Raw genomic sequence first — 23,155 nt, 5'->3', positions numbered from 1 at the left:
CGGGTGGTCCAACAGCAACCCGTCACGGGAGGGAACCGACATGCGCGACCTGCATCCGTGTGCAGCGCCGGCACAAATGCTGCCGAGCATCTCACCATGACCATGCAGACCCCATCCTATCGGCCGGCCCCCGGAGAAGATGCCGGGACCGTCGTCAGCAGCGCCGCTCCGCCGCGGGCGACCGGGCTGCGCGCGGTGGCGCAGCGACATCTGTCGAAGCTGGTGGTTGCCCCGTCCTTCGCGGCGATCCTGCTGTTCGTCTACGGCTTCATCGCCTGGACGGTCTATATCAGCTTCACCAATTCGAAGATGCTGCCGTCCTACGATCTGGTCGGCGCCGACGCCTTCTCCAAGCTTTGGCGGATCGAGCGCTGGTACGTCGCCATCGAGAATCTGCTGATCTTCGGCGGGCTGTTCATCGGCATCAGCCTGATCGTCGGCATCCTGCTGGCGGTGCTGCTCGACCAGCGCATCCGCGGCGAAGGGGCGTTGCGCACCATCTATCTCTACCCGATGGCGCTCAGCTTCATCGTCACCGGCACCGCCTGGAAATGGATTCTCAATCCCGGTATCGGCATCCAGCAATTCGTGCGCGACCTGGGATTCCCCGGCTTCACCTTCGACTGGATCGTGCAGCAGGACACCGCCGTCTACACGCTGGTGATCGCCGCGGTCTGGCAAAGCTCCGGCTTCGTGATGGCACTGTTCCTGGCGGCGCTGCGCGGCGTCGATCAGGAGATCATCAAGGCGGCCTATCTCGACGGCGCCAGCCTGCCGCGCATCTATTGGGGCATCGTCCTGCCGTCGGTCCGGCCGGTGTTCATGAGCGCCTTCGTCATCCTCGCCCACCTCGCGGTCAAGAGCTACGACCTCGTGGTGGCGCTGACCGGCGGCGGTCCCGGCTATGCCTCCGACCTGCCGGCGACCTTCATGTACGAGATGACCTTCCGCCGCAACCAGATCGCCATCGGTTCGGCCAGCGCGCTGATGATGCTGGCGACCGTGGTGGCGATCATCGTGCCCTACCTCTATTCCGAACTGAAGGGAGGCAAGCGTGTCTAGCCTGACCTCCGCCCTGCCGCCGGCGCAGGGCACCGGCGCGCGCATCGCCCGCTGGGGCCTGTACCTGATCCTCCTGCTGTTCGCGGCCTATTACCTGCTGCCGCTGCTGCTGATGATCACCACCTCGTTCAAGAGCCCGGAGGAGATCCGCACCGGGTCGCTGCTGTCGCTGCCGCGCGACTTCAGCCTGGATGCCTGGAGCTATGCCTGGAACCGCGCCTGCATCGGCGCCGATTGCCGCGGCATGGCACCCTATTTCCTCAACTCCATCGTCATCGTCGTGCCGGCGGTCGTCATCTCCACCATCTTCGGGGCGTTGAACGGCTATGCCCTGACCAAGTGGCGGTTCCGCGGCGCCAACATTGTGTTCGGCATGATCCTGTTCGGCAGCTTCCTGCCGTCGCAGGTGATCCTGCTGCCGATGGCGCAGACGCTGGGCTTCCTCGGGCTGGCCGGCAGCGCCGGCGGGCTGATCCTGGTGCATGTGGTGTACGGCCTCGCCTTCACCACGCTGTTCTTCCGCAATTACTACGTCAGCATCCCCGACGATCTGGTGAAGGCCGCGACCATCGACGGCGCCGGCTTCTTCCAGATCTTCACCAAGATCATGCTGCCGCTGTCGCTGCCGATCCTGGTGGTGACGATCATCTGGCAGTTCACCCAGATCTGGAACGACTTCCTGTTCGGGGCGTCCTTCGCGGCGGGCGGCGCCCAGCCGGTGACGGTCGCGCTGAACAACCTCGTCAACACCACCACCGGCGTGAAGCAGTACAACGTCGACATGGCGGCGGCGATGATCGCCGGCCTGCCCACCCTCGTCGTCTATGTGCTTGCCGGGAAATACTTCATCCGCGGTCTGACCGCCGGCTCCGTCAAGGGGTGATCTTCCGATGGCGACTCTCAGCATCAACAACGTCCGCAAGCAGTATGGCAGCGTCGAGGTCCTGAAGGGCATCGACCTGGACCTGACGGACGGCGAATTCCTCGTCCTGCTCGGTCCGTCGGGCTGCGGGAAATCCACCCTGCTCAACATGATCGCCGGCCTGGAGACGATCAGCGCCGGCGAGATCCGCATCGACCAGCGCGTGGTCAACGAGGTCCATCCCAAGGACCGCGACATCGCCATGGTGTTCCAGTCCTACGCGCTCTATCCCAACATGACGGTGGCGCGGAACATCGGCTTCTCGCTGGAGATGCGCGGGCAGTCGAAGACCGAGCGCGACGGCGCCATCCGCCGCGTCGCCCGGCTGCTGCAGATCGAGCATCTGCTGGACCGCAAGCCGGCGCAGTTGTCGGGCGGCCAGCGCCAGCGCGTCGCCATGGGCCGCGCCCTGGTCCGCGACCCCAAGGTCTTCCTGTTCGACGAGCCCCTGTCCAACCTGGACGCCAAGCTGCGCGTCGACATGCGCACCGAGATCAAGAAGCTGCACCAGCGGCTCGGCACCACCGTGGTCTACGTCACCCACGACCAGATCGAGGCGATGACGCTGGCCAGCCGCATCGCCATCATGAAGGAGGGCGTTGTCCAGCAGTTCGCTCCGCCGCAGGAGGTCTACGAGCGGCCGGCCAACATGTATGTGGCGAGCTTCATCGGCTCCCCCACCATGAACTTCGTGCGCGGCACGCTGTCGGCCGAGGGCGACCGGCTGGGCGTCAGCGTCGGGCGCGAGCGCAGCGGCTTCCTGCCGCTGTTCCAGGCGCCGGAGCAGGCCGGCAATTGGCTGGGCCAGGAGGTGATCCTGGGCATCCGTCCGGAGGCCATCACCTGCCACGACCCGGCGATCGCAGCCGGCAACCCGGCGCTGGTGAAGGTCGCCTGCGGCGTCAACGTGCTGGAGCCGACCGGCGCCGACACCATCACCTATGTCGAGCTGAACGGCCACGAGGTGGTCGCCCGCATCAAGCCGAGCGACCGGGTGGCGGAGGGCGAAACCGCCGACTTCATGATCGACATGGCGCGGGCGAACCTGTTCGATCCGAAAACTGAACAGCGGATCTGAATGGCGATAGATCCCCTCTCCCCCCGGGGAGAGGGAGGGGACCCGCGCCGCAGGCGTGGGGAGGGTGAGGGGTAAGGCAAGGATCAAAAATCCATGTCTGGATCACCCCTCACCCTTCCCATGCTCCGCATGGGCCCCTTCCCTCTCCCGGGGCGGGAGAGGGCTTTTTTACCCGACCAGCGTGATTTCCAGCGCCGTTGACGGTTGACAAGCCGGCTCAATCCGCCAGCGAGGCGGGGGCCGGCCGTGGTCTGCCGTCGGGCAGGACCCGTTCCGATATGGGGAATGCGCTGATGAACTTCACCATCAATGGGCAAAGCGTCGAGGTCGAAGCGGACATCCGCAGCTCGCTGCTCGACCTCCTCCGCAACAGCCTGGGATTCACCGGGACCAAGAAAGGCTGCGATCAGGGCGCCTGCGGCGCCTGCACCGTACTGGTCGACGGCGAACGCATCAATTCCTGCTTGGCGCTGGCGGTCCAATATCAGGGCCGCAACATCACCACCGTCGAAGGGCTGGGCAGCGACGGTACCCTGCATCCGCTGCAGCAGGCCTTCGTCGAGCATGACGGCTTCCAGTGCGGCTATTGCACGCCCGGCCAGCTCTGTTCCGCCGTCGCCATGGCGCGCGAGATCGAACGCAACATCCCGAGCGTCGTTACCGCCGACCTGTCGGCGGACAGCGTCGCCATCGACGAGACCGAACTGCGCGAACGCATGAGCGGCAATCTCTGCCGCTGCGGCGCCTACAACGGCATCATCGAGGCCATCTCCGAAACGCTGGTCAAGACGCAGGAGGGGGCACGGGCATGAACCCCTTCACCTATGAACGGGCTTCCGACGCCTCCGCCGCCATCGAACTGGCCAAGGGCAACGCCGCGGCGCGTTATCTCGGTGGCGGCACCAATCTGATCGATCTGATGCGCGAAACGGTCGAGCGGCCGGAGATGCTGGTCGATGTCACCGGCCTGCCGCGCACGATCGAGCCGCGCGCCGACGGCGGTCTGCTGATCGGGGCGGCGGCGACCAACACCGCGCTGGCCGCCGATGGCCATGTGCGCAAGCATTACCCGCTCCTCACCCGCGCGATCCTTGCCGGGGCCAGCGCCCAGATCCGCAACATGGCGACGGTCGGCGGCAACATCCTGCAACGCACGCGCTGCCGCTACTTCTATGACAATGCTGCGGCCTGCAACAAACGGCAGCCGGGGTCCGGCTGCGACGCGCGCGACGGCTTCAACCGATACCACGCCATCCTCGGCGCGTCGCCGGCCTGCGTCGCCACCCATCCGTCCGACATGTGCGTGGCGCTCGCCGCGCTCGACGCCACGGTGCATCTGGAGGGTCCGGCGGGGCCGCGCAGCATCCCACTGATCGACCTGCACCGCCTGCCCGGCGACCGGCCGGACATCGAGACCGAACTGAAGCCGGGAGAACTGATCACCGCGGTCGAGATCCCAGCCCTGCCCTTCGCCCACCGCTCCACCTACCGCAAGGTCCGCGACCGCGCGAGCTACGCCTTTGCCCTGGTTTCGGTCGCCGCCGCCCTCGACATCGACAATGACGAGACGGTGCGCGACGTGCGGCTGGCGCTCGGCGGTGTCGCCCACAAGCCGTGGCGGGCCTCGGCGGCGGAAGCGGCGCTGAAGGGCCGGCCGGCCAGCCCGGAGAGCTTCCGTGCCGCTGCGGAGGCGGAACTGGCCGCCGCGACCGGGCTTCGCGACAACGCCTTCAAGATCGAGCTGGCGAAGCGGACGATCGTCGCCGTCCTCGGCGAACTGACGGGAGACGACGCATGAGCATGCAATCCGATTCCGCGAACACCCGGCCCGGCCGCTGGCAGCCGGCAGTCACGCAGGATCCGATGCTGCACAAGCATGGGGCACTGGGGCAGCCGGTCTCGCGCATCGACGGGCCGCTGAAGGTGCAGGGCAAGGCTCAATTCGCCGCGGAGTTTCCTTATGAGGGCCTGTGCTACGCGGCGCTCGCCTTCAGCACCATTGCGCGCGGGCGGATCACGGCGCTCGATACCGCGGCGGCCGAAGCGGCGCCCGGCGTCGTGCTGGTCATGACCCACCGCAACGCGCCGCGGATGAAGGCGCCGTCCCTGATGATGTCGTCGCCGACCGCCGCCGGGGCGAGCGACCTGCCGGTCATGCAGGATGACGAGATCCATTGGAACGGCCAGCCCATCGCCGTCGTCCTGGCCGAGACTCAGGAGCAGGCCGACCATGCCGCCTCGCTGGTGACGGCCGACTATGCGCCGCTGCCGGCCGTGACCTCCTTCGACGAGGCGAAGAAGACGCCGCGCCAGCTGGACAACATCCTGGGCCAGCCACCGGTGGTCGAGATCGGCGATGCCGAGGCCGCCCTGAAAGCCGCCGCGGTGCAGGTCGACCAGATCTACCGGACGCCGCGGCACAACCACAATGCCATCGAGCTGCACGCCGCGACCGTGGCCTGGAGCGGCGACGAGCTGAGGGTGCATGACGCCAGCCAGCTTCTCGACCTGACGGCGGGGCAGTTGGCCGACATCTTCGGCCTGGCGCCCGACAAGGTCCGCGTCTCCTCCCCCTTCGTCGGCGGCGGTTTCGGCGGCAAATGCCTGTGGGACCACCAGATCCTCGCCTGCGCCGCCGCCAAGCTCGCCGGCCGGCCGGTGCGCATCATGCTGTCGCGCGAGGGGGTGTTCCGCATCGTCGGCGGCCGGACGGTGACGGAGCAAAGGGTGGCGCTGGGCGCCGGCGCCGACGGCAAACTGGACGCGCTGATCCACATCGGCATCGTGGCGATGACCACCCACAACTCCTGTCCGGAGCAGTTCACCTTCCCGGCCCGCCACCTCTATGCCGCCAAGTCCATCCGGCTGGCCCAGGAGGTCGCCGACATGGACATGCTTGCGAACACCTTCATGCGGGCGCCCGGCGAGTCCGTCGGCACCTTCGCGCTGGAATGCGCGATTGATGAGCTTGCGGAAAAGCTCGGGCTCGATCCGATCGAACTGCGCCGCCGCATCGAGCCGGACAAGGACCCGACCAGCGGCAAGCCCTTCTCCTCCCGCCACCTGATCGACGCCTATGACAAGGGCGCGGAACGGTTCGGCTGGGACCGCCGCAGCCCGACGCCGCGCGGGCGGCGGGACGGCGAATGGCTGATCGGCATGGGCTGCGCGACGGCAACCTACCCCTACCACCGCTTCCCCGGCGGTGCGGCGCGGATCAGGCTGACAGCCGGCGGGCAGGTCACCGTCTCGACCGCGGTGCACGACATGGGCATGGGCACGGCGACGGCGCAGGTCCAGCACATCGCCGCCCGGCTCGGCGTGCCGCTCGAAAAGGTCAGTTTCGAGTATGGCGACACGACCCTGCCGCGCGGGGTGATCGCCGGCGGATCGACGCAGACGGCTTCGGTCGGCGGCGCCGTCATCGCCGCGGCGGAGGTCTTCGTCGAGGAACTGCTGAAGCTCGCCGGCAACGATTCGCCGCTGGCCGGCCTGTCGCTCGCCGAGGTCGAGACGCGGGACGGCGGCATCGGCCACCGCGACGATGCCGCGCGCTTTGAAAGCTACGAGTCGATCCTGCGGCGGGCGGCCCGCGACGAGCTGGTCTGCGAGGCCGCCGCCCCGCCGCCGGCGGAGATGGAAGCCTTCTCGATGCACTCCTACGGCGCGCAGTTCTGCGAGGTCCGGGTTAGCGAGATCACCGGCGAGGTCCGCGTCTCGCGCTTTCTCGGCTCCTTCGACGCCGGTCGCATCCTGAACGCCAAGACGGCGACGAGCCAGTTCAAGGGCGGCATCATCATGGGGATCGGGCTGGCGCTGACCGAGGAGACCAACTTCGACCCGCGCAGCGGCCGCGTCGTCAACGCCTCGCTCGCCGAGTATCACGTGCCGGTGCAGATGGACGTTCCCAACATCGAGATCCTCTATACCGACATCCCCGACCCGCAGGCGCCGATGGGTGCCCGCGGCATCGGCGAGATCGGCATCACCGGCGTCGGCGCCGCCGTCGCCAACGCCGTCTACAACGCCACCGGCAAACGCATCCGCGACCTGCCGATCACGCTCGACAAGCTGATGTGACGCTTCGCCGGGTAGGATCTGTGAATTGAATTCACAGGTGATATGGCGGGAGAGGCGGTTTCCAGACTGCGCCTCCCGCCATATGTCTCCATCCGACACATGAAGAAGCGCTGCGGCGCCGATCAGGAGAGAGAGCAGGATGCAGACCGTGAAGGCGAATGGAGCCGAGATCCCCGCGCTGGGCTTCGGCGTGTTCCGCATGTCGGACGAGGAGGTCGAGCGGGTGGTCCCGGCCGCGCTGGAAGCCGGTTTCCGTCATTTCGACACCGCACAGATCTACCGCAACGAGGCGGCGCTGGGCCGCGCCCTGCAAGCGGCGGGCGCCCGCCGTGACGAGCTGTTCCTGACCACCAAGGTCTGGGTCGACAAGTACAGCCCCGACCTGTTCGCCGCATCAGTGGACGAGAGCCTGGAAAAGCTGAAGGTCGACAGGGTCGATCTGCTTCTGCTGCACTGGCCGGCCGATCAGGTCGCCATCGCCGACCAGATCGAGATGCTGAACGCGGTGCAGGCCGCCGGCAAGACCCGCTTCATCGGCGTCAGCAACCAGAACATCGCCCAGCTGCGGGAGTCGGTGCAGCGCAGCCGCGCCCCCATCGTCACCAACCAGATCGAGGTGCACCCCTATCTCGACCAGAGCAAGATGGCGGCGGCGGTCAGGGAACTGGGCGTGGCGATCACCGCCTATTACGCCATGGCCGACGGCAAGGTGCCGCGCGATCCGGAATTGCAGCGGATCGGCGCCAAGTACGGCAAGACGGCGGCGCAGGTGGCGCTGCGCTGGCTGATCCAGTTGGGCCACATCGTGCTGTCGAAGACCGCCAAGCCGGAACGGGTGCCGGAGAACTTTGCGGTGTTCGACTTCGCGCTGGACGACGGCGACATGGCCGCGATTGCGAAGCTGGCGCAGCCGAATGGACGGATTGTCAGCCCTGCGGGGCTGGCGCCGGTTTGGGACAAGTGAGAAGCGAACAAAGCTGACGATTGAGGCGCGTGTCGTCGGCTCTCCGACTCACGCGCCAATCAGCATGTCCAAGGCGGCTACGATTGCGGTGTCCTCGGACAGCAAGTTACTGACCTGGGGGCCAAGCTCTGAAAGCATCACCGCACTGGCGAACTGGGTCACCATGACATGCGGGCGGCCTTCGACAGAGAACACGGGGTTAAGACGCGCTGCCGGACGCGGAGCCTTGTCCGGCGGAAGCAGCGGAGCCACGAAGCGCGTGTTCAGATCACGCAAAATATCGGCTTGAAGGTCCAGTAGATAACCCGGTCCGTCCAGCCGGCGATAAACGTCGAAACGCGCCATCAGTACGGCCGGTTCTTCGCCAGCGGAAGGCCATGCGCCTCCACATAGGCATTGGACGACTGTATGGCTTCCCGGTTCTCTTCCAGCCACTGCCGGTCGCGCAGTTCGGCAATCTGCTGTGCCAATCCGCGTTCGCAGGCACGCGACACATTGATGCCGAGTGCCTTTGCCTGCTCCAGCAAATCGCTGTTCAGGCTGATGTTCGTTGCCCGCCGGGGTGCAGACGCATCGAAGGAGTGGCGCTCACCGGCCATCGGAGCCTCCATGATAATACGCATAGAGAGTGCGCACACCTGACGCCCAAATCAAGCCGCAACCGCTCCCATAGCGACCAGAACAGTCACAACATCCGCGGCAGCGTCACCCTGACGCGCAACCCGCCGCTGGCGCGGTTGCTCAGCTCGATGCGGCCCTGGTGGGCCTCGACGATCGACTTCACGATGGACAGGCCCAGCCCGCTGCCGCCGGTCTTGCGGTTGCGGGAGCCTTCCAGCCGGACGAAGGGCTTGAAGACGTTGGCGATCTCCGCCTCCGGGATGCCCGGCCCCTCGTCGCAGACATCGACCACGATCTCGGCGGCGTCGGCATCGACGGAGATGGTGGCGCGCTCGCCATACTTGATGGCGTTGTCGATCAGGTTGGCGAAGGCGCGGCGCAGGCTGGACGGGCGGCCGGCGAGGCGGAGCTGGCGCGGCTGGTCGAAGCGGTCGTTGCGCTCCACCCCGCCGCCGAAGATGGTGCGGACGGCGGCGAACTGCAGCGGCGGCGGCTCGTGGTAGGTCACCGGGGCGCCGGTGTCGGCGTAATCGTCGCACAGGCTCTGCAACAGGCTGGCGAAGGCGACGACCTCCACCTGTTCGCGCAGCACGTCGTCGCCGAGGAACTCCAGCGTCGCGGTCACCATCGCCGCCATCTCGTCGATGTCGGCCATCATCTTGGCGCGCAGCGCGTCGTCGTCGACATACTCGGCGCGCAGCCGCAGCCGCGTCGCCGGGGTGCGCAGGTCGTGGCTGATCGCCGCCAGCAGATGGGTGCGACCCTCCATCAGGTCGCGCAGCGCGTTGCGTGCCTGGTTGAAGGCGCGAGCGAGCGAGGCGACCTCCTCCGGCCCGTCTTCCGGCAGCGGGCGGGGGTGGAGGCGGTCGTGCGGGCGGGTCGCCTGCTCCGCCAGCGCCTCCAGCGGGCGGACCAGCCGGCCGGGCAGCCAGAGCAGCAGTCCCAGCGCCAGACCTAAAGCCGCCAGACCGGCCAGCACCATCTCGAACGGCGTGCTGCGCGGCCGCCAGAAGCGCGGGCTGGCGAACTCCAGCCAGCCGCCGCCGGCAAGCTGGACATAGACGCGGGCGTCGCGCAGCTGGGCCGCCGTGTCCTCCGCCACCATGGACAGCGATTCGGCGAGTGTCTGGGCATGGGCGGGCTGGAGCGGCAGCAGGGCGCGCGCGGCGGCGACGAACACCGGACGCGGCGCGTCGACAACGCCGTCAAGCACCCAGCCTGCAGGCACGGTCGGGGTTCCGGGGGCCTGCCAGGATACCGACAGGTCGGGCAGTCCGCTCAGCGCCAGCGCCGGCCCGGCGGCAACCCCGTCCAGTACGGCGCGGTCGGCCGCCTCCACCGCCGCGGCCATCGCCGGTCCCAGCCGGTGGGCGGTCAGCAGTTCCCGCGCGCGGTCATCCACCAGCCGCATGCCGACCAGCGCCCCGCCATGGGTCAACGCCAGCAGCGCCACCATCGCCAACAGGATACGGTGGCGCAGGCGGGCGGCGCGCAGCCGGGCCGGCAGCAGACGCTCAAGCGCCACGGCCGGTCCCGGAGCTGGGTCCGGAAGAGGCGGATTCGCCCTGGTCCACCACCGTCGCGATGAACTGGTAGCCGATGCCGCGCACCGTCTTGATCAGGGCCGAGCCGCCCGGCCCCTCCTCCAGCTTGCGGCGCAGGCGGCTGATCTGGATGTCGATGCTGCGGTCGAAGGGGATGGAGGTGTCGCCGCGGTGCTTTTCCAGCAGTTCGGTGCGCTCCACCACCTGCGGCGCGCGTTCCAGCAGCGTGCCGAGCAGAGCATATTCCCCCTGGCTGAGATGCACCACCACCCGGTCCGGCGTGCGCAGCTCCCGCCGGCCCTGGTCGAGCGACCAGCCGGCGAAGCCCAGCACGCGCGGCCGTTCGCGCACCGGCTCCGGCCCGCCGCAGCGGCGCAGGATGGCGCGGATGCGGGCCAGAAGTTCGCGGGCGCTGAAGGGCTTCACCAGATAATCGTCGGCGCCGACCTCCAGCCCGACGATGCGGTCGACCTCGCTGCCCATGGCGGTCAGCATGATGACCGGGGTTTCCGACTTGGCGCGCAGTCCGCGGCACAGGCTGGTCCCGTCCTCCCCCGGCAGCATCACGTCCAGCACGATGAGGTCGACCGGCCATTGCGCCAGCACCCGCGCCATCTCGCGCCCGTCGCCGGCGGTGGAGACGCGGAATCCGCTCTTCACCAGGAAATCATGCAGCATGTCCCGGATCTCGGGATCGTCGTCCACGACCAGGAGATGGCGCGCGCGCTCCATGGTTTCCCTTCCCTATTCCGTATGGCGCATTCTTCTTTGTTGGCGCCGAGTGTAGCCTCCCCGGCCGGTCCGGGTACAGTGCGCCGCCAGGGCCGGTTTGTAACGGTTGCGTAACAGCGGCGGCGCCGTGAAAAGGCGTTGTTACCAAATAATCCGGGCGCCGAATTGCGTGCGGGATAGAGTTCCTCCAGCGGCCGAACGGCCAGCCGGAATACCGAACGAAGAAGGGAACAGGGGGAAATGTCCAAGATGCCGTCTCTCAGCACATCGATCCTCGGCATGACCGCGATCGCGACCGTGATGGCCGGCGCCCTGCTGGCCGCTCCGGCCCGGGCCGAGCCGAAGGTGGAGGTGCTGCATTACTGGACCTCCGGCGGCGAATCGAAGGCGGCGGGCGCGCTGCGCCAGGACTTCGAAGCGGCGGGCGGCAAGTGGATCGACGCGCCGGTGGCCGGCGGCGGCGGCGACGCGGCCAGCACCGTGCTGCGCTCCCGCGTGCTGGCCGGCGATCCGCCGAACGCGGTGCAGCTGAAGGGCCCGAACATCAAGGACTGGGCGGCGCAGGGCAAGCTGGCAACGCTGGACGATGTCGCCAAGGCGGAGAATTGGGACGCCATCCTGCCGCCGCAGATTCGCGACGTGGTGACCTACAAGGGCCATTATTACGCCGTTCCGGTGAACATCCACCGCGTCAACTGGATGTGGGTGAACCCGCAGGCGATGAAGAAGGCCGGCGTCGAGATCCCCAAGACCTGGGACGAGTTCAACGCCGCCGCCGAGAAGCTGAAGGCCGCCGGCATCATCCCGCTCGCCCATGGCGGCCAACCCTGGCAGGAAGGCGCGCTGTTCGAGGATGTCGTCCTCGGCCTCGGCGGTCCCGACTTCTACCGCAAGGCCCTGGTGGAGCTGGACGAGAAGTCGCTGACCAGCGACACGATGGTCAAGGTGTTCGACCAGATGCGCAAGCTGCGCGGCTATGTCGACGACGGCTTCCCCGGCCGCGAATGGAACCTCGCCGCCGGCCTGCTGATGAACGGACAGGCGGCCATGCAGATCATGGGCGACTGGGAAAAGGGCGAGCTGACCGCCGCCGGCAAGGTGCCGGGCAAGGACTTCGTCTGCGCCCATGTGCCGGGCAAGTCGGGCTACATCGTCAATTCCGACAGCTTCGTCATGTTCAGCTCGGCCGACCCCGACCGCGCCGCCGGCCAGAAGCTGCTGGCCAAGCTGATCCTGGGCAAGAAGTTCCAGGAGACCTTCAACGTGCTGAAGGGCTCGATCCCCGCCCGCCAGGACATGGCGCGCGACAGCTTCGACGAATGCGCGGTGAAGTCGATGGATGATCTGAAGGCCGCCATCGACAACAACAGCGCCGTGCCGTCGATGGCGCATGAAATGGCGGTGCCCGGCGCCGTGCGCGGTGCCTTCCTGGACGTCGTCACCGCCCACTTCAACTCCACCATGTCCTCGCAGGACGCGGTGAAGCGTCTGGCCGAGGCGGTCGATCTGGCGAAGTAAGTCTCCGTTTTTCTTTGGTGTCGTCTCTCCTTCTCTGGTGTTGCGCGTGACCTTGAAGCCCCCCTTCCACCATGGGAGAGGGGCTTTCTTCTTTCGCCCCGCGAATTGCGGGAGCCCCGCGGTTCCGGTGGTGAAACAGGATGGCGCCGGGCAGCCGAAAGTTCGCCGCGGCAACCCGACAGCCATTCCGGTGATCTCCGATGGGAACCGGATGGGTCCGACAGGCCGGACATTTGCCGGCGGCTTGCGGCCCACTTACCCCGATCGTGCGGAAGCGAAGGAAACCGGCGCGCACGCAAGGCGAATGGCCGCCGTCCGACAGGCAATGCGGGCATTAGCGCCGGAGCAATCTCTCTAGAATCTCTTTAGAAATTTATCGGTTCCGCCGACTTCCGCTAACGTGTTCACCGGCCTTTCCGTCGGGAACATCATTGGTGGGCGAAATGCGGATGCCGTTCCAAAAACAAACACTGCCTGCGGACACCAGTTTACCCGGCGGATTCGGCAACGGATCAATCAAGATCCTTGACCGTCTTGGACTGACGACAACCCTGTGCCTTTTGTCGCTCTCGGTGTTGAGCTATTTCCTCGCCGCGTCGAATACCCATTATGGGGAAGTCGGCTTGCCCAATCAGGCGGCGTTCTTCGACCGCTTGGCGGCCTCCATCGCCGATCTGCCCATCCCGCTGGCCCTCCAGTTGGCCCACGCGCTGACCGCCGGCAACGTCTTCACCCATGACGGCCTGTATTTCCTGGCCTATTGCCTGCCGCTCGCCCTTCCGGTCGCCTTGGCCGCATGGCTGTTCCGCTGGCTGTCCGACGCCGACGGGCCGGTTCCGAAGGCGGTGACGGACCGGCTGTTCCTGTGGCCGGTCGTCTTCACCGCCGTCAGCATCCTCTCGTTTCCGGTGATGACGCAGGACATCTGGTTTTCCGCGCTGTGGGGCGAGGAAGTCGTTCGGGGACAGAACCCCTATTATGTCCCCTTCACGCCGGAGCAGGCCGCCGCCTTCCCGTTCGACGAGGTGCCGGCAATGATGACCTACGGCCCGCTGTGGGCGGTGGTCTCGGCCGGCGTCATGGCGCTCAGCGGCGGGAACGTCTGGGTGACCGCGCTTCTGTTCAAGCTGCTGCTGGCGGGGGCCTGGATCGGCGGGCTCGCCATCATCCGGAAGATCGGCCGCAGCCATGACGAGGCGACCGCCGCCACCGGGCTCGTCGCCTTCGGCTGGCTGCCCATCGGCCACATCTATTCGGCCGGCGAGGCGCACAACGACATGGCGATGGTCGTCCTGATGCTGTTGTGGCTGATGCGCCTTTCCGCCGGCGACCGCGCCGGCCCGCTGGCTCTGGCGGCCTCGGCCGCCTGCAAATACACCAGCGCCGCCTTGGTCTCCGTCGACCTGCTCTACAGGTTCGGCAAATCCAGGAAGCTGGATTTCAAGGACAGGCTCACCGCCTACCTGCTGCGCGGAATCCCGGCCGCCGCCTTCTTCCTGGCCGTCCTGTTCCTCTTCTACCGCTCGCCCGCCTTCTTCGACGCCGTGCGCGGCATGTCCGGATGGCAGTGGCTGCAGCCGGCGGACGTCGTCCGGGTGGCGGAACGGATGCTGGGCATCGACATGGCCCCCTTGCGCTGGCTGGTACGCGGAGCCTTCGCCGGCTTCGCCCTGTGGACGCTGGCCGCGCTGTACCGGCGGCCGACCTCGGAGAATGCCTGGAAGGCCGCCACCGCGGTGATGGCGGCGGTGGTGTTCGGCCTGTCGACCCACCTGTGGCCCTGGTTCATGCTGTGGCCGCTGGCGCTGGCCGCGCTGGTGCCGTCCTGGTGGTTCTCGCGCTGGATCTTCGGCGTCGCGGCCCTGGCCCCCTTCGCGGTCGTCCCCTTCTGGCGCTACGAAGACGGATTCGATCCCTTCTACACCAAGACGCTGACCGCCCTGCCGCTCTATGCGGGGGCGACCCTCTTCATGGTCTGGATGCTTGGCCGCGGGGAGAGGGCGGCGGTCGCCGCATGGGCGGCGTCGCTGCCGGGACGCCTGCGCATGGCCCGGGCGCACCGATCATGAGGGGCCGGCCATGAGCGAGCACCGGATTCCAGCCAGCACGATCGAAACCCTCGCCACGACAGGCCGGACCACGGCTCCGCCCTTGCCTGGGAGTGACCCTATGCTGATGCCGACCCCGCAGCCGGCCAGGGACAGAAGCCTGGACGTCATCCGCGTCACCGCCCTTGTCTTCATGGTGGCGGCCCATTGGGGCCGCACGATCAAGGACGCCGACCACTTCGTCAACGTCCTGCAGTTCGTATTCGAACTGGCGCCGGTGATGTTCTTCTTCGCCTTCGGAATGACGCTCGATCATTTCCTGAGAAAGCCGCTGGCCCGGCGGATCGAAGGCCATCTGAAGCTGTTCATCCTGGCGGCCATCCACGGCCTGTACCAGGAGAAGAATCCGTTCACCAGCGACTTCTTCATGTTTCTCTTCGCCGCCCGGCTTCTGTTCGACATCCACGCCAGTGTCGGCGCCGCCAACCGGGTGTTCATCGCCCTTTTCCTTCTTGCGCTGTGCGGCGCCTGGGTCGTCCTTCCGCTCCCCTACGTCTACGACCTGTTCGCGTCGCCGTTTCCGGGCTGGTTTCCGGTGTTTCCCTGGATCCTCTTCGTCGTCGCCGGGCGGATGTTCGCCCATCACCGGCAGTCCTCCCGCACCGCGGTCATCGCCCTGCTGGGGTTGTCGGTGGCGCTGTTCGACATCCTGATCCTCGGGCACAGACTGTCGAAATGGCCGCTGTCGCCCGATTATGCGCTGCTGTTCGGCAGTGCGACCGCGCTGGCGTTCCTCGCCCTCGACCGCGTTCGCTGGCCGGGCTTCCTGTCCTGGCGGACCGTGGACCTGCTGTCCGGCAATCTGCTGCTGGCGACCGCGCTGCATTACTTCGCCGTCGCCGCGGTGAGGTCGGCGCATGGCGCGCTGTCTCCGGTCCTCGCCGGATCGGTACCCGCCGTCTATCTGCCGGCGGCAATCACCCTGGAATATGTCCTGCTTGCCGGCATCGCCTTCCTCATCCTGATCGCGCTGGTCCGCGCGACCCTGGCGGTGGGAGCCTGGCTGGACGGCCGCGGCATCCTGGGCATCGCCGACGCCCTGCTGCCGACGATCGCGGTGACCGGCATCGGTCTCTATGCCGCCATGCTCCACCTCAACAACGACCTGCGCGACGCCGGGCTCCCCTTCCTGTGCGCCGTGGCCTTCCTGATCGTCTACAAACGAGGCATAGGAGGGCGCACGTAGGGGGAAGCCGGCGTCGCGACGGCGATCAGTTCGGCGTGATCGCCACTTTCAGCACGCCGTCGCGCTGGTGGCCGAACAACTCATAGGCCGCCTCTATCTGGTCCAACGTGAAGCGGTGGGTGACCAGCGGCTTCAGGTCGACGCGGCCGGAGGCGACGACGCCAAGCAGCCGGCGCATCCGCTCCTTGCCGCCGGGGCAGAGCGAAGTGACGATGGTGTGGTCGCCCAGCCCTGCCGCGAACGGCCCCAGCGGCAGGCGCAGGTCGCCGGAATAGACGCCGAGGCTGGACAGCGTGCCGCCGGGCCGCAGGACGCGCAAGGCCGCCTCGAACGTCGCCTGGGTGCCCAGCGCCTCGATGGCGACATCGACGCCGCGGCCGTCGGTAAGGCGCATGATCTCCTCCACCGGATCGACACTGCGAAAATCCACCACATGGTCGGCCCCCATGCGCCGCGCCATCTCCAGCCGCGCCGGCACGGTGTCGACGCCGATGATGGTGGTGGCACCCTTCAGCTTGGCCCCGGCGGTGGCACAGAGGCCGATGGGGCCCTGCGCGAACACCGCCACCGTGTCGCCGATGCGGATGTTGCCGCGCTCCGCCCCGGCGAAGCCGGTGGACATGATGTCGGGGCACATCAGCACCTCCTCGTCCGTCAGCCCGTCGGGGACGGGGGCGAGGTTGGTCATCGCGTCGGGCACCAGCAGATATTCGGCCTGGGCACCGTCGATGCTGTTGCCGAAGCGCCAGCCGCCCAGCGGCTTCCAGCCATGCCTGGTGCCGGCGCCGTCCTGGGAATGGCAGCCGCACAGGCAGGCGTTGCTGTGGCCGCTGGGGGTGATGGCCCCGGCGATCACCCGCTGCCCTTCCTGGTAGCCGGTGACGGCGGAGCCCAGCTTTTCGATGATGCCGACCGGCTCATGGCCGATGGTCAGGCCGCGATTGACCGGATATTCGCCCTTCAGGATGTGGATGTCGGTGCCGCAGATCGTCGTCGTGGTGATGCGGATCAGCGCGTCGAGCGGTCCGACGTCGGGGACCGGCTTGTCGTCCAGCACGATGCGGCCCGGTTCGACGAACACCGCCGCTTTCATCATGACCATGGCGTCCTCCCCTGGATGGTGGCCGCCGGTCCCGGAGCTGCGTCGCGCAAACATCGCAAACGGCCCGCGGCCGGCGTTGTGCTTCACGCCGTCCAGTCTGGCATGGCGGGGAGGGCCTCGCGTTGATGCAGATTAAATGGAGGGAGCTTTGGCGTCGGGGCCCGCGCTGTCACGACGCCCCAACCCTTCCGAGAGGAGCGAGACGACCAGGGTGTTCAGGCTGACGCCCTCACGCCCGGCCCGTTCGGTGAGCCGCCGATGCAGCGATTTCGGCACCCTCTGCTGCCACTTGCCGCTGAAGGCCCCGTCATCGGCGACCGACGGCGGCGGGATCTCCCGCCCTGCGGCACGCATCGCCTCGATCCAGCCGTGCATGGCGTCGGCACCGTTGGCAAGCGCCTCTTCGATGGAGTCACCGTCGGACATGCAGCCGGGAAGATCCGGAAATTCGATCAGGTATCCGCCGCCATCCTCTTCGCTGAGGGGCCGGATGGTGAAAGGATAGTCGAGTTTCATCGGTCATTCTCCTGTGCTTCACGCCGCTCCGTCGCCTGCCGTTCTCGGACGGCTTCGATGAAGGAGAGGAAGGCTTTGACATAGACCGCCTTGATCGGGCGATGAGCGGGAACGGATGGCGCCTCGACAACACCGGCATAGTCGAAAATGACGTGGCTGCCGGAGGGTTTGCGGATATTCACACCTTGTGCGCGGGCGACAGCCTCAAGATCCTCGATCCGCCAATCCCGCGGATTGTTCTTCATGCGGGCGAGGATCTTGTCCGTCTGAGTCATGAACGGATAGTATCACGGGCGGTACTGACGAACAAGCTGCCGACGGTCTCGCCGCCCCATCTTGACGCTCGCCCGGGCCTGGCTAAATTTTGCCCGCGCCGGGTTGCCTTACCCAACAGGGTCCCGGCTTACCCGAAGACCGTGTCCTGCATGTTGCTCTGCGGAGGATGTGTGCGATGCCGACGACAAGACTCTTGCGCGCCCCACCCCACCCGGTCCAGCCGGAATCGGCGCCCGCCTGAGACGACGGCCACTCCCGGCCGGCAAGACCTCAAGAACAGCCGAACAGATATATCGACCCGTGCCTGCAACAGCGGCCACGGACACTTGCCGTTGTCTAAGAAAAAACAAAAATACGCTGATTTTTCCTTCAAAAATCCCCTTGACGACCAAAACAGCCTGAGTAAATTTCCCAACCGAAAGCGCGGCCCATTCGGGCGTGCTTGGGAAAGACAGACATTCGCTTACGCTCAAGGAGTGTCACACCATGAAGTTCAAACCGCTTCACGACCGCGTTCTGGTCCGCCGCGTCGAATCCGACACCAGGACGAAGGGTGGCATCATCATCCCCGACACCGCCAAGGAAAAGCCGCAGGAGGGCGAGGTCATCGCCGTCGGTGCGGGCGCGCGGGACGAGGCCGGCAAGCTGATCGCCCTCGACGTGAAGCCCGGCGACCGCGTGCTGTTCGGCAAATGGTCCGGCACCGAGGTGAAGATCGACGGCGAGGATCTCCTGATCATGAAGGAGAGCGACATCCTCGGCGTGATCGAGGCTGCCGCCGAACCCGCCAAGAAGGCCGCGTGATAGGGGAGGAACAGGACCATGGCTGCGAAGGACGTGAAGTTCGGCTCCACCGCCCGCGACAAGATGCTGCGCGGCGTGGACATCCTGGCCGACGCCGTGAAGGTCACGCTGGGCCCGAAGGGCCGCAACGTGGTGATTGAGAAGTCGTTCGGCGCCCCGCGCATCACCAAGGACGGCGTGTCGGTCGCCAAGGAAATCGAGCTGGCCGACAAGTTCGAGAATATGGGCGCGCAGATGCTGCGCGAGGTTGCGTCGAAGACCGCCGATCTGGCCGGCGACGGCACCACCACCGCCACCGTGCTGGCCCAGGCCATCGTTCGCGAGGGCGCCAAGTCGGTCGCCGCCGGCATCAATCCGATGGACCTGAAGCGTGGCATCGACATGGCAGTCGACGCCGTGGTGACCGAGCTGAAGGCCCGCTCCAAGAAGGTGACCACCAACGAGGAGATCGCCCAGGTCGGCACCATCTCCGCCAACGGCGACCGTGAGATCGGCGACATGCTGGCCCGCGCGATGGAGAAGGTCGGCAACGAGGGCGTCATCACCGTCGAGGAGGCCAAGAGCCTGGAGACCGAGCTGGACGTGGTCGAGGGCATGCAGTTCGACCGCGGCTATACTTCGCCCTACTTCGTCACCAACGCCGACAAGATGCAGGTGGAGCTGGATGACCCGTACATCCTGATCCACGACAAGAAGCTGTCCGGCATCCAGGCCATCATCCCGGTGCTGGAGAAGGTCGTGCAGTCGGGCAAGCCGCTGCTGATCATCGCCGAGGAGGTCGAGGGCGAGGCCTTGGCGACCCTAGTGGTCAACCGCCTGCGCGGCGGCCTGAAGGTCGCGGCGGTGAAGGCCCCCGGCTTCGGCGACCGCCGCAAGGCCATGCTGGAGGACATCGCCATCCTCACCGGCGGTCAGGTGATCAGCGAGGAGGTTGGCATCAAGCTGGACGGCGTCACCATCGACATGCTGGGCCGCGCCGGCAAGGTGGTCATCACCAAGGACAACACCACCATCGTCAACGGCGTCGGGTCGAAGGACGACATCAAGGCCCGCTGCGGCCAGATCCGCCAGCAGATCGAGGAGACGACCTCCGACTACGACCGCGAGAAGCTGCAGGAGCGGCTGGCCAAGCTGGCCGGCGGCGTCGCGGTGATCCGCGTCGGCGGCGCCACCGAGGTGGAGGTGAAGGAGCGCAAGGACCGCGTCGACGATGCCATGCACGCCACCCGCGCGGCGGTGGAGGAAGGCATCCTGCCGGGCGGCGGCGTGGCGTTGGCCCGTGCGGTCGCGGTGCTGGAGAGCGTCAAGCCGGCCAACGACGACCAGCGCGTCGGCGTGGAGATCGTGCGCCGGGCGCTGACCGCCCCGGTGCGCCAGATCGCCACAAACGCCGGCGTCGACGGCTCGATCATCGTCGGCAAGCTGACCGACAGCAAGGACTACGGCGTCGGCTATGACGCGGCCAAGGGCGAGTGGTGCGATCTGGTGAAGGCCGGCATCATCGACCCGGCCAAGGTGGTGCGCACCGCGCTGCAGGATGCGGCCTCCGTCGCCGGCCTGCTGATCACCACCGAGGCGATGGTCGCCCAACTGCCGGAGAAGAAGCCCGCCATGCCCGCCCCCGGCGCCGACATGGACTTCTGATCCGGACGGCCGCACATCGCCTGCAGTCTGGATGTTCCCTGGACGGGGTCGCGCCCATGGTGGCGCGACCCCTCTTTTCATGAGGCGGCGGGCCTGTCGTCCGGCAATGCCTCCCGGCAGCAGGGAAAGCGCAGGGTGACCTTCAGTCCCTGCTCCGGCCGGGGCTCGAGGTCGAGGCTGCCGCGCAGCTGCATGGCAAGCTGCCGCATGATCCGGCCGCCCAGCCCGGTTCCCTGCGGCCGGTCGGACAGGATGCCCACGCCGTCGTCGCAGACGCGCAGCACGCACTCCGTCTCCTCCTTGCGGAAGGACAGGTCGATGCGGCCGGATCGGCCGTCGGGGAAGGCGTATTTCAGCGCGTTGGTGATCAGCTCGTTGGCGACGGTGCCGACCGCCACGGCGACGCCCATGTCGAGGTCGACGTCGTCCACCTCCGCGCTGACCGCAACCGGCCGGACCCCGACGACGCCGAGCTGGATGTCCTCCACCAGGCTTTCCAGGAAGTCCCTGGAACCGACGATGTTGACGCCCTCCACCCGGCGCAGGCGGACATAGACGCGGGACAGCACGCCGATCCGCTCGATGGTGCCGTTGACGATGTCCTGCCCGGTCCCCGACTTGTGGGCCGCGAGTGTCAGCTGGGCGCAGATCTGCTGCAGGTCGTTGCGGATCCGGTGATGGATCTCGTGCAGCATCAGGTCCTTTTCCGCATTGGCGGCGGACAGCTGGTCCCAGGACAGACGCAGCTGCTCGTTCGCCCGGCGCAGGGCGTGAGCCCCGGCGGCGATCCCGAAGCCCAGCGCCATATAGATGAGGAAGGCCAGCCGGTCGCCCGGTTCGGCGATCCACAGCTGCCATTCCGGCTTCATGAAGAACCAGGCCGAACACAGCCCGGACAGGGCCACGGACAGATAGCCCGACCCGCGGTCGAACAGCAGCGAGATGACGAAGATGGTCGGGATGAAGACCAGGAACGGGTATTTGAACAGCAGCGGGTCCAGCGCGTAGCGCAGCAGTGCCGTCAGCCCCACCAGCAGCAGCGTGATCCCATATCGTGCCCAGGCCGCGTGCGGCAAGCTGGAACTCAGCCGGCGCAAGATGCTGTCCATACCCCGTGCCTTGCTCCCCGCAGCGCAACCCACGACACAACCGACGGGATAACAGCCGGGATCCGGATTCGGATGACCGGGGTATGCGCACAATGTTGTGACGAATTTCGTCGATGCCCCTTTTCGCGGTGGCGGCATCGAAGTCTTTCGGAGTGGCCGGCCTTGGCCGCCGGTGCGGCACCCCCACCTACAAGGCCAACCAATTGAAACCGGAGGATCGTGATGCGCAGCACCCTGACCCTGTCGGCCCCAAGCCCTGTTGCCGCCCTTGTTGCCGCCGGTCTTTTCGCCACCGGCCCTGCCCTGGCGCAGGCGGTCAAGACCGTTCCGACCAGTGCCGGGCCGGTGGAGGTCAGCCGCTTCGCCGACGGGCTGGAACGGCCCTGGGGCATCGATTTCCTGCCGGATGGCCGGGCGCTGGTTACGGAGAAGCCGGGGCGGCTGAGGATCATGGCGCGCGACGGCTCTCTGTCCCCGCCGCTGGCCGGCACGCCGAAGGTCTTCGCCCAGGGCCAGGGCGGGCTGATGGACGTGGCGGCCGATCCGGATTTTGCCCGCAACCGCACCGTCTATCTCGCCTATGCCGAGCCGGGCGAGAACGGAACCGCCGGGACGGCGCTGGGACGCGGCACGCTGGGCGAAAGCGGAATCGAGGACTTCCAGGTCATCTTCCGCCAGTCGCCCAAGGTGGACGGCGGCAACCATTTCGGCACCCGTATCGCCTTCGCCCCCGACGGCCACCTCTTCCTGACGCTGGGCGAACGCTACAAGTTCGACCCGGCGCAGAAGCGCGACAACACGCTGGGCAAGGTGGTCCGGCTGAACCGCGACGGCTCGCTGCCGAAGGACAACCCCTTCGCCGGCGAGGGCAAGACGGCCGGCGCCATCTGGTCCTACGGCCACCGCAACATCGAGGCGGCGGCCATCGACCCGCGCAGCGGCTCGCTATGGATCGGCGAGATGGGACCGCTGGGCGGCGACGAGTTGAACCGGCCGGAAGCCGGCAGGAATTACGGCTGGCCGGTGGTCAGCTGGGGCAAGCATTACGACGGCCGCGACATCCCCGATCCGCCGACCCGCAAGGACTTCGCCGATGCGGCGATCCATTGGACGCCGGTGATCTCGCCCTCAGGCATGGTTTTCTACACCGGCGGGCTGTTCCGCGACTGGCAGGGCAGCGCTTTGCTCGGCGGCCTGAGCGCCAGGGGACTGGTGCGCGTCGCCATCGACGGAAGCAGCGCGAAGGAAGTGGAGCGCATTCCGCTCGACGCGCGCATCCGCGATGTGGCACAGGGACCGGACGACGCCCTCTATGTCATCACCGATGCCGCCGACGGCGTGGTTCTGAGGCTGGCGCCGGCGAAGTGACCGCCTGAAGATGGGCCGAAAGAAGGGGCAGATGAGGATCAGAGACTACCGACCGTCGGACGCCCCGGTTCTGGCGGAGATCTATGCCCGCTCCGTCCGCGGCATCGGCTGGCGATTCTACAGCCCCGAGCAGGTGGAGGCCTGGGCCGCGCAGGCGCCGACGGTGGAGCGGGTGCGGGAGGCCTATGGCGACGGCCGCGTCGCCCTGGTCGCGGTGGACGAGGCCGACCGGCCGGTGGCCTTCAGCGACGTCGAATCCGACGGCCACATCAACTTCCTCTATTGCGCGCCGGAAGCCGCCGGCCGCGGCGTGATGTCGGCGCTGGTCGACATGCTGGAGGCGCGCGCCCGGGCGCTCGGCCATCCCCGCCTGCATGTGGAAGCGAGCGAGGCGGCCCGCCCCTTCTTCCTGCGCCGCGGCTTCACCCTGCTGGAGCGCCGCGAGCTGCGGATCGGCGACGTGCCGATCCACAACTATGCGATGGAGAAGTGGCTGGCGCCGCGATAGGCGGCGCGTCAGG

22 protein-coding genes are annotated in these 23,155 nt (G+C 67.3%); 14 read left to right on the top strand and 8 right to left on the bottom strand.

Annotated elements, in window-relative coordinates:
- The first annotated feature begins 96 nt into the window (after window positions 1–96).
- From ACCD06_RS24345 to ACCD06_RS24315, 7 genes are all read left to right on the top strand, one after another.
- The gene (locus ACCD06_RS24345) at window positions 97–1,062 is read left to right on the top strand and encodes a carbohydrate ABC transporter permease (protein WP_247871734.1); all 966 of its coding nucleotides are present in this window, start codon (window positions 97–99) and stop codon (window positions 1,060–1,062) included.
- Complete coding sequence (locus ACCD06_RS24340; RefSeq protein ID WP_109157784.1) at window positions 1,055–1,945, top strand: carbohydrate ABC transporter permease; 891 nt, start codon at window positions 1,055–1,057, stop codon at window positions 1,943–1,945. The genes ACCD06_RS24345 and ACCD06_RS24340 overlap by 8 nt, the downstream gene beginning before the upstream one ends.
- Before the next feature lie 7 nt (window positions 1,946–1,952).
- Complete coding sequence (locus ACCD06_RS24335; protein ID WP_109157785.1) at window positions 1,953–3,062, top strand: ABC transporter ATP-binding protein; 1,110 nt, start codon at window positions 1,953–1,955, stop codon at window positions 3,060–3,062.
- A gap of 293 nt (window positions 3,063–3,355) precedes the next feature.
- Entirely contained in the window at window positions 3,356–3,874 is a 519-nt protein-coding gene (locus ACCD06_RS24330; RefSeq protein WP_109157788.1) for a 2Fe-2S iron-sulfur cluster-binding protein, read from the top strand.
- A complete protein-coding gene (locus ACCD06_RS24325) occupies window positions 3,871–4,860 on the top strand; it encodes an FAD binding domain-containing protein (RefSeq protein WP_413344130.1) in 990 nt (329 codons plus the stop codon). The genes ACCD06_RS24330 and ACCD06_RS24325 overlap by 4 nt, the downstream gene beginning before the upstream one ends.
- Window positions 4,857–7,142: a xanthine dehydrogenase family protein molybdopterin-binding subunit gene (locus ACCD06_RS24320; protein WP_413344128.1), complete on the top strand. Its 2,286-nt coding sequence runs from the start codon at window positions 4,857–4,859 to the stop codon at window positions 7,140–7,142. The genes ACCD06_RS24325 and ACCD06_RS24320 overlap by 4 nt, the downstream gene beginning before the upstream one ends.
- Before the next feature lie 139 nt (window positions 7,143–7,281).
- On the top strand, window positions 7,282–8,106 hold the full coding sequence (locus ACCD06_RS24315) for an aldo/keto reductase (protein ID WP_413344126.1): 825 nt from the start codon (window positions 7,282–7,284) through the stop codon (window positions 8,104–8,106).
- Window positions 8,107–8,154: 48 nt separating this feature from the next.
- Here the strand turns inward: ACCD06_RS24315 and ACCD06_RS24310 are convergent, their stop codons facing one another.
- The 4 genes from ACCD06_RS24310 to ACCD06_RS24295 form a co-directional block, all read right to left on the bottom strand.
- Window positions 8,155–8,451: a CcdB family protein gene (locus tag ACCD06_RS24310; protein WP_109154215.1), complete on the bottom strand. Its 297-nt coding sequence runs from the start codon at window positions 8,449–8,451 to the stop codon at window positions 8,155–8,157.
- Window positions 8,451–8,705, bottom strand: a complete 255-nt coding sequence (locus ACCD06_RS24305) for a type II toxin-antitoxin system CcdA family antitoxin (RefSeq protein WP_247870961.1) — start codon at window positions 8,703–8,705, stop codon at window positions 8,451–8,453. Before ACCD06_RS24305 ends, ACCD06_RS24310 begins: the two co-directional genes overlap by 1 nt.
- An 86-nt stretch (window positions 8,706–8,791) precedes the next feature.
- Complete coding sequence (locus ACCD06_RS24300) at window positions 8,792–10,252, bottom strand: ATP-binding protein (protein ID WP_413344123.1); 1,461 nt, start codon at window positions 10,250–10,252, stop codon at window positions 8,792–8,794.
- A complete protein-coding gene (locus ACCD06_RS24295) occupies window positions 10,242–11,003 on the bottom strand; it encodes a response regulator (protein ID WP_413344121.1) in 762 nt (253 codons plus the stop codon). The genes ACCD06_RS24300 and ACCD06_RS24295 overlap by 11 nt, the downstream gene beginning before the upstream one ends.
- Window positions 11,004–11,252: 249 nt before the next feature.
- Between ACCD06_RS24295 and ACCD06_RS24290 the strand changes: the two genes are divergently transcribed.
- The 3 genes from ACCD06_RS24290 (at window position 11,253) to ACCD06_RS24280 (ending at window position 15,815) form a co-directional block, all read left to right on the top strand.
- Window positions 11,253–12,521, top strand: a complete 1,269-nt coding sequence (locus ACCD06_RS24290; RefSeq protein ID WP_247871430.1) for an ABC transporter substrate-binding protein — start codon at window positions 11,253–11,255, stop codon at window positions 12,519–12,521.
- A gap of 623 nt (window positions 12,522–13,144) precedes the next feature.
- The gene (locus ACCD06_RS24285; RefSeq protein WP_413344119.1) at window positions 13,145–14,590 is read left to right on the top strand and encodes a hypothetical protein; all 1,446 of its coding nucleotides are present in this window, start codon (window positions 13,145–13,147) and stop codon (window positions 14,588–14,590) included.
- 100 nt (window positions 14,591–14,690) lie between these two features.
- Window positions 14,691–15,815, top strand: coding sequence for a hypothetical protein (locus ACCD06_RS24280; protein WP_413344117.1), 1,125 nt, complete (start codon window positions 14,691–14,693; stop codon window positions 15,813–15,815).
- A 25-nt stretch (window positions 15,816–15,840) separates the two neighbouring features.
- On the opposite strand, the gene ACCD06_RS24275 is transcribed toward ACCD06_RS24280, so the two are convergent.
- The 3 genes from ACCD06_RS24275 to ACCD06_RS24265 form a co-directional block, all read right to left on the bottom strand.
- Window positions 15,841–16,917, bottom strand: coding sequence for an NAD(P)-dependent alcohol dehydrogenase (locus ACCD06_RS24275; RefSeq protein ID WP_109156684.1), 1,077 nt, complete (start codon window positions 16,915–16,917; stop codon window positions 15,841–15,843).
- A gap of 132 nt (window positions 16,918–17,049) precedes the next feature.
- The gene (locus tag ACCD06_RS24270; RefSeq protein WP_109156685.1) at window positions 17,050–17,433 is read right to left on the bottom strand and encodes a type II toxin-antitoxin system HicB family antitoxin; all 384 of its coding nucleotides are present in this window, start codon (window positions 17,431–17,433) and stop codon (window positions 17,050–17,052) included.
- The gene (locus ACCD06_RS24265; RefSeq protein WP_109156686.1) at window positions 17,430–17,708 is read right to left on the bottom strand and encodes a hypothetical protein; all 279 of its coding nucleotides are present in this window, start codon (window positions 17,706–17,708) and stop codon (window positions 17,430–17,432) included. The genes ACCD06_RS24270 and ACCD06_RS24265 overlap by 4 nt, the downstream gene beginning before the upstream one ends.
- A 487-nt stretch (window positions 17,709–18,195) precedes the next feature.
- Here ACCD06_RS24265 and groES point away from each other — a divergent pair, with 487 nt between their 5' ends.
- Both groES and groL read left to right on the top strand, forming a co-directional pair.
- The gene (gene groES / locus ACCD06_RS24260; protein ID WP_109154222.1) at window positions 18,196–18,513 is read left to right on the top strand and encodes a co-chaperone GroES; all 318 of its coding nucleotides are present in this window, start codon (window positions 18,196–18,198) and stop codon (window positions 18,511–18,513) included.
- Window positions 18,514–18,531: 18 nt separating this feature from the next.
- Window positions 18,532–20,157 (top strand): chaperonin GroEL, encoded by a 1,626-nt coding sequence (groL, locus tag ACCD06_RS24255; protein ID WP_109156687.1) that lies wholly within the window; start codon window positions 18,532–18,534, stop codon window positions 20,155–20,157.
- Between the two features lie 77 nt (window positions 20,158–20,234).
- On the opposite strand, the gene ACCD06_RS24250 is transcribed toward groL, so the two are convergent.
- Window positions 20,235–21,266 (bottom strand): sensor histidine kinase, encoded by a 1,032-nt coding sequence (locus tag ACCD06_RS24250; protein ID WP_158282075.1) that lies wholly within the window; start codon window positions 21,264–21,266, stop codon window positions 20,235–20,237.
- 222 nt (window positions 21,267–21,488) lie between these two features.
- Between ACCD06_RS24250 and ACCD06_RS24245 the strand changes: the two genes are divergently transcribed.
- Together ACCD06_RS24245 and ACCD06_RS24240 are read left to right on the top strand one after the other, a co-directional pair.
- Window positions 21,489–22,634: a PQQ-dependent sugar dehydrogenase gene (locus ACCD06_RS24245; protein ID WP_109156689.1), complete on the top strand. Its 1,146-nt coding sequence runs from the start codon at window positions 21,489–21,491 to the stop codon at window positions 22,632–22,634.
- Window positions 22,635–22,665: 31 nt separating this feature from the next.
- Window positions 22,666–23,142, top strand: a complete 477-nt coding sequence (locus ACCD06_RS24240; protein ID WP_109156690.1) for a GNAT family N-acetyltransferase — start codon at window positions 22,666–22,668, stop codon at window positions 23,140–23,142.
- Window positions 23,143–23,155: the final 13 nt, after the last annotated feature.

This window comes from Azospirillum sp. CT11-132 (assembly GCF_047302835.1).
In the GTDB taxonomy this organism is placed as follows: Bacteria; Pseudomonadota; Alphaproteobacteria; order Azospirillales; family Azospirillaceae; genus Azospirillum.
The sequence above is the reverse complement of the archived record's forward strand: the minus strand, read 5'-3'. Positions and strand labels throughout refer to the sequence as shown.

Excerpts from the sequence above, each read along its gene's own strand:
- ACCD06_RS24345 (WP_247871734.1), top strand. The coding sequence starts at position 97 with ATGACCATGCAGACCCCATCCTATCGGCCGGCCCCCGGAGAAGATGCC.
- ACCD06_RS24335 (WP_109157785.1), top strand. The coding sequence starts at position 1,953 with ATGGCGACTCTCAGCATCAACAACGTCCGCAAGCAGTATGGCAGCGTC.
- ACCD06_RS24330 (WP_109157788.1), top strand. The coding sequence starts at position 3,356 with ATGAACTTCACCATCAATGGGCAAAGCGTCGAGGTCGAAGCGGACATC.
- ACCD06_RS24325 (WP_413344130.1), top strand. The coding sequence starts at position 3,871 with ATGAACCCCTTCACCTATGAACGGGCTTCCGACGCCTCCGCCGCCATC.
- ACCD06_RS24320 (WP_413344128.1), top strand. The coding sequence starts at position 4,857 with ATGAGCATGCAATCCGATTCCGCGAACACCCGGCCCGGCCGCTGGCAG.
- ACCD06_RS24315 (WP_413344126.1), top strand. The coding sequence starts at position 7,282 with ATGCAGACCGTGAAGGCGAATGGAGCCGAGATCCCCGCGCTGGGCTTC.
- ACCD06_RS24310 (WP_109154215.1), bottom strand. The coding sequence starts at position 8,451 with ATGGCGCGTTTCGACGTTTATCGCCGGCTGGACGGACCGGGTTATCTA.
- ACCD06_RS24305 (WP_247870961.1), bottom strand. The coding sequence starts at position 8,705 with ATGGCCGGTGAGCGCCACTCCTTCGATGCGTCTGCACCCCGGCGGGCA.
- ACCD06_RS24295 (WP_413344121.1), bottom strand. The coding sequence starts at position 11,003 with ATGGAGCGCGCGCGCCATCTCCTGGTCGTGGACGACGATCCCGAGATC.
- ACCD06_RS24290 (WP_247871430.1), top strand. The coding sequence starts at position 11,253 with ATGCCGTCTCTCAGCACATCGATCCTCGGCATGACCGCGATCGCGACC.
- ACCD06_RS24280 (WP_413344117.1), top strand. The coding sequence starts at position 14,691 with ATGCTGATGCCGACCCCGCAGCCGGCCAGGGACAGAAGCCTGGACGTC.
- ACCD06_RS24275 (WP_109156684.1), bottom strand. The coding sequence starts at position 16,917 with ATGGTCATGATGAAAGCGGCGGTGTTCGTCGAACCGGGCCGCATCGTG.
- ACCD06_RS24270 (WP_109156685.1), bottom strand. The coding sequence starts at position 17,433 with ATGAAACTCGACTATCCTTTCACCATCCGGCCCCTCAGCGAAGAGGAT.
- ACCD06_RS24265 (WP_109156686.1), bottom strand. The coding sequence starts at position 17,708 with ATGACTCAGACGGACAAGATCCTCGCCCGCATGAAGAACAATCCGCGG.
- groES (WP_109154222.1), top strand. The coding sequence starts at position 18,196 with ATGAAGTTCAAACCGCTTCACGACCGCGTTCTGGTCCGCCGCGTCGAA.
- groL (WP_109156687.1), top strand. The coding sequence starts at position 18,532 with ATGGCTGCGAAGGACGTGAAGTTCGGCTCCACCGCCCGCGACAAGATG.
- ACCD06_RS24250 (WP_158282075.1), bottom strand. The coding sequence starts at position 21,266 with ATGGACAGCATCTTGCGCCGGCTGAGTTCCAGCTTGCCGCACGCGGCC.
- ACCD06_RS24245 (WP_109156689.1), top strand. The coding sequence starts at position 21,489 with ATGCGCAGCACCCTGACCCTGTCGGCCCCAAGCCCTGTTGCCGCCCTT.
- ACCD06_RS24240 (WP_109156690.1), top strand. The coding sequence starts at position 22,666 with ATGAGGATCAGAGACTACCGACCGTCGGACGCCCCGGTTCTGGCGGAG.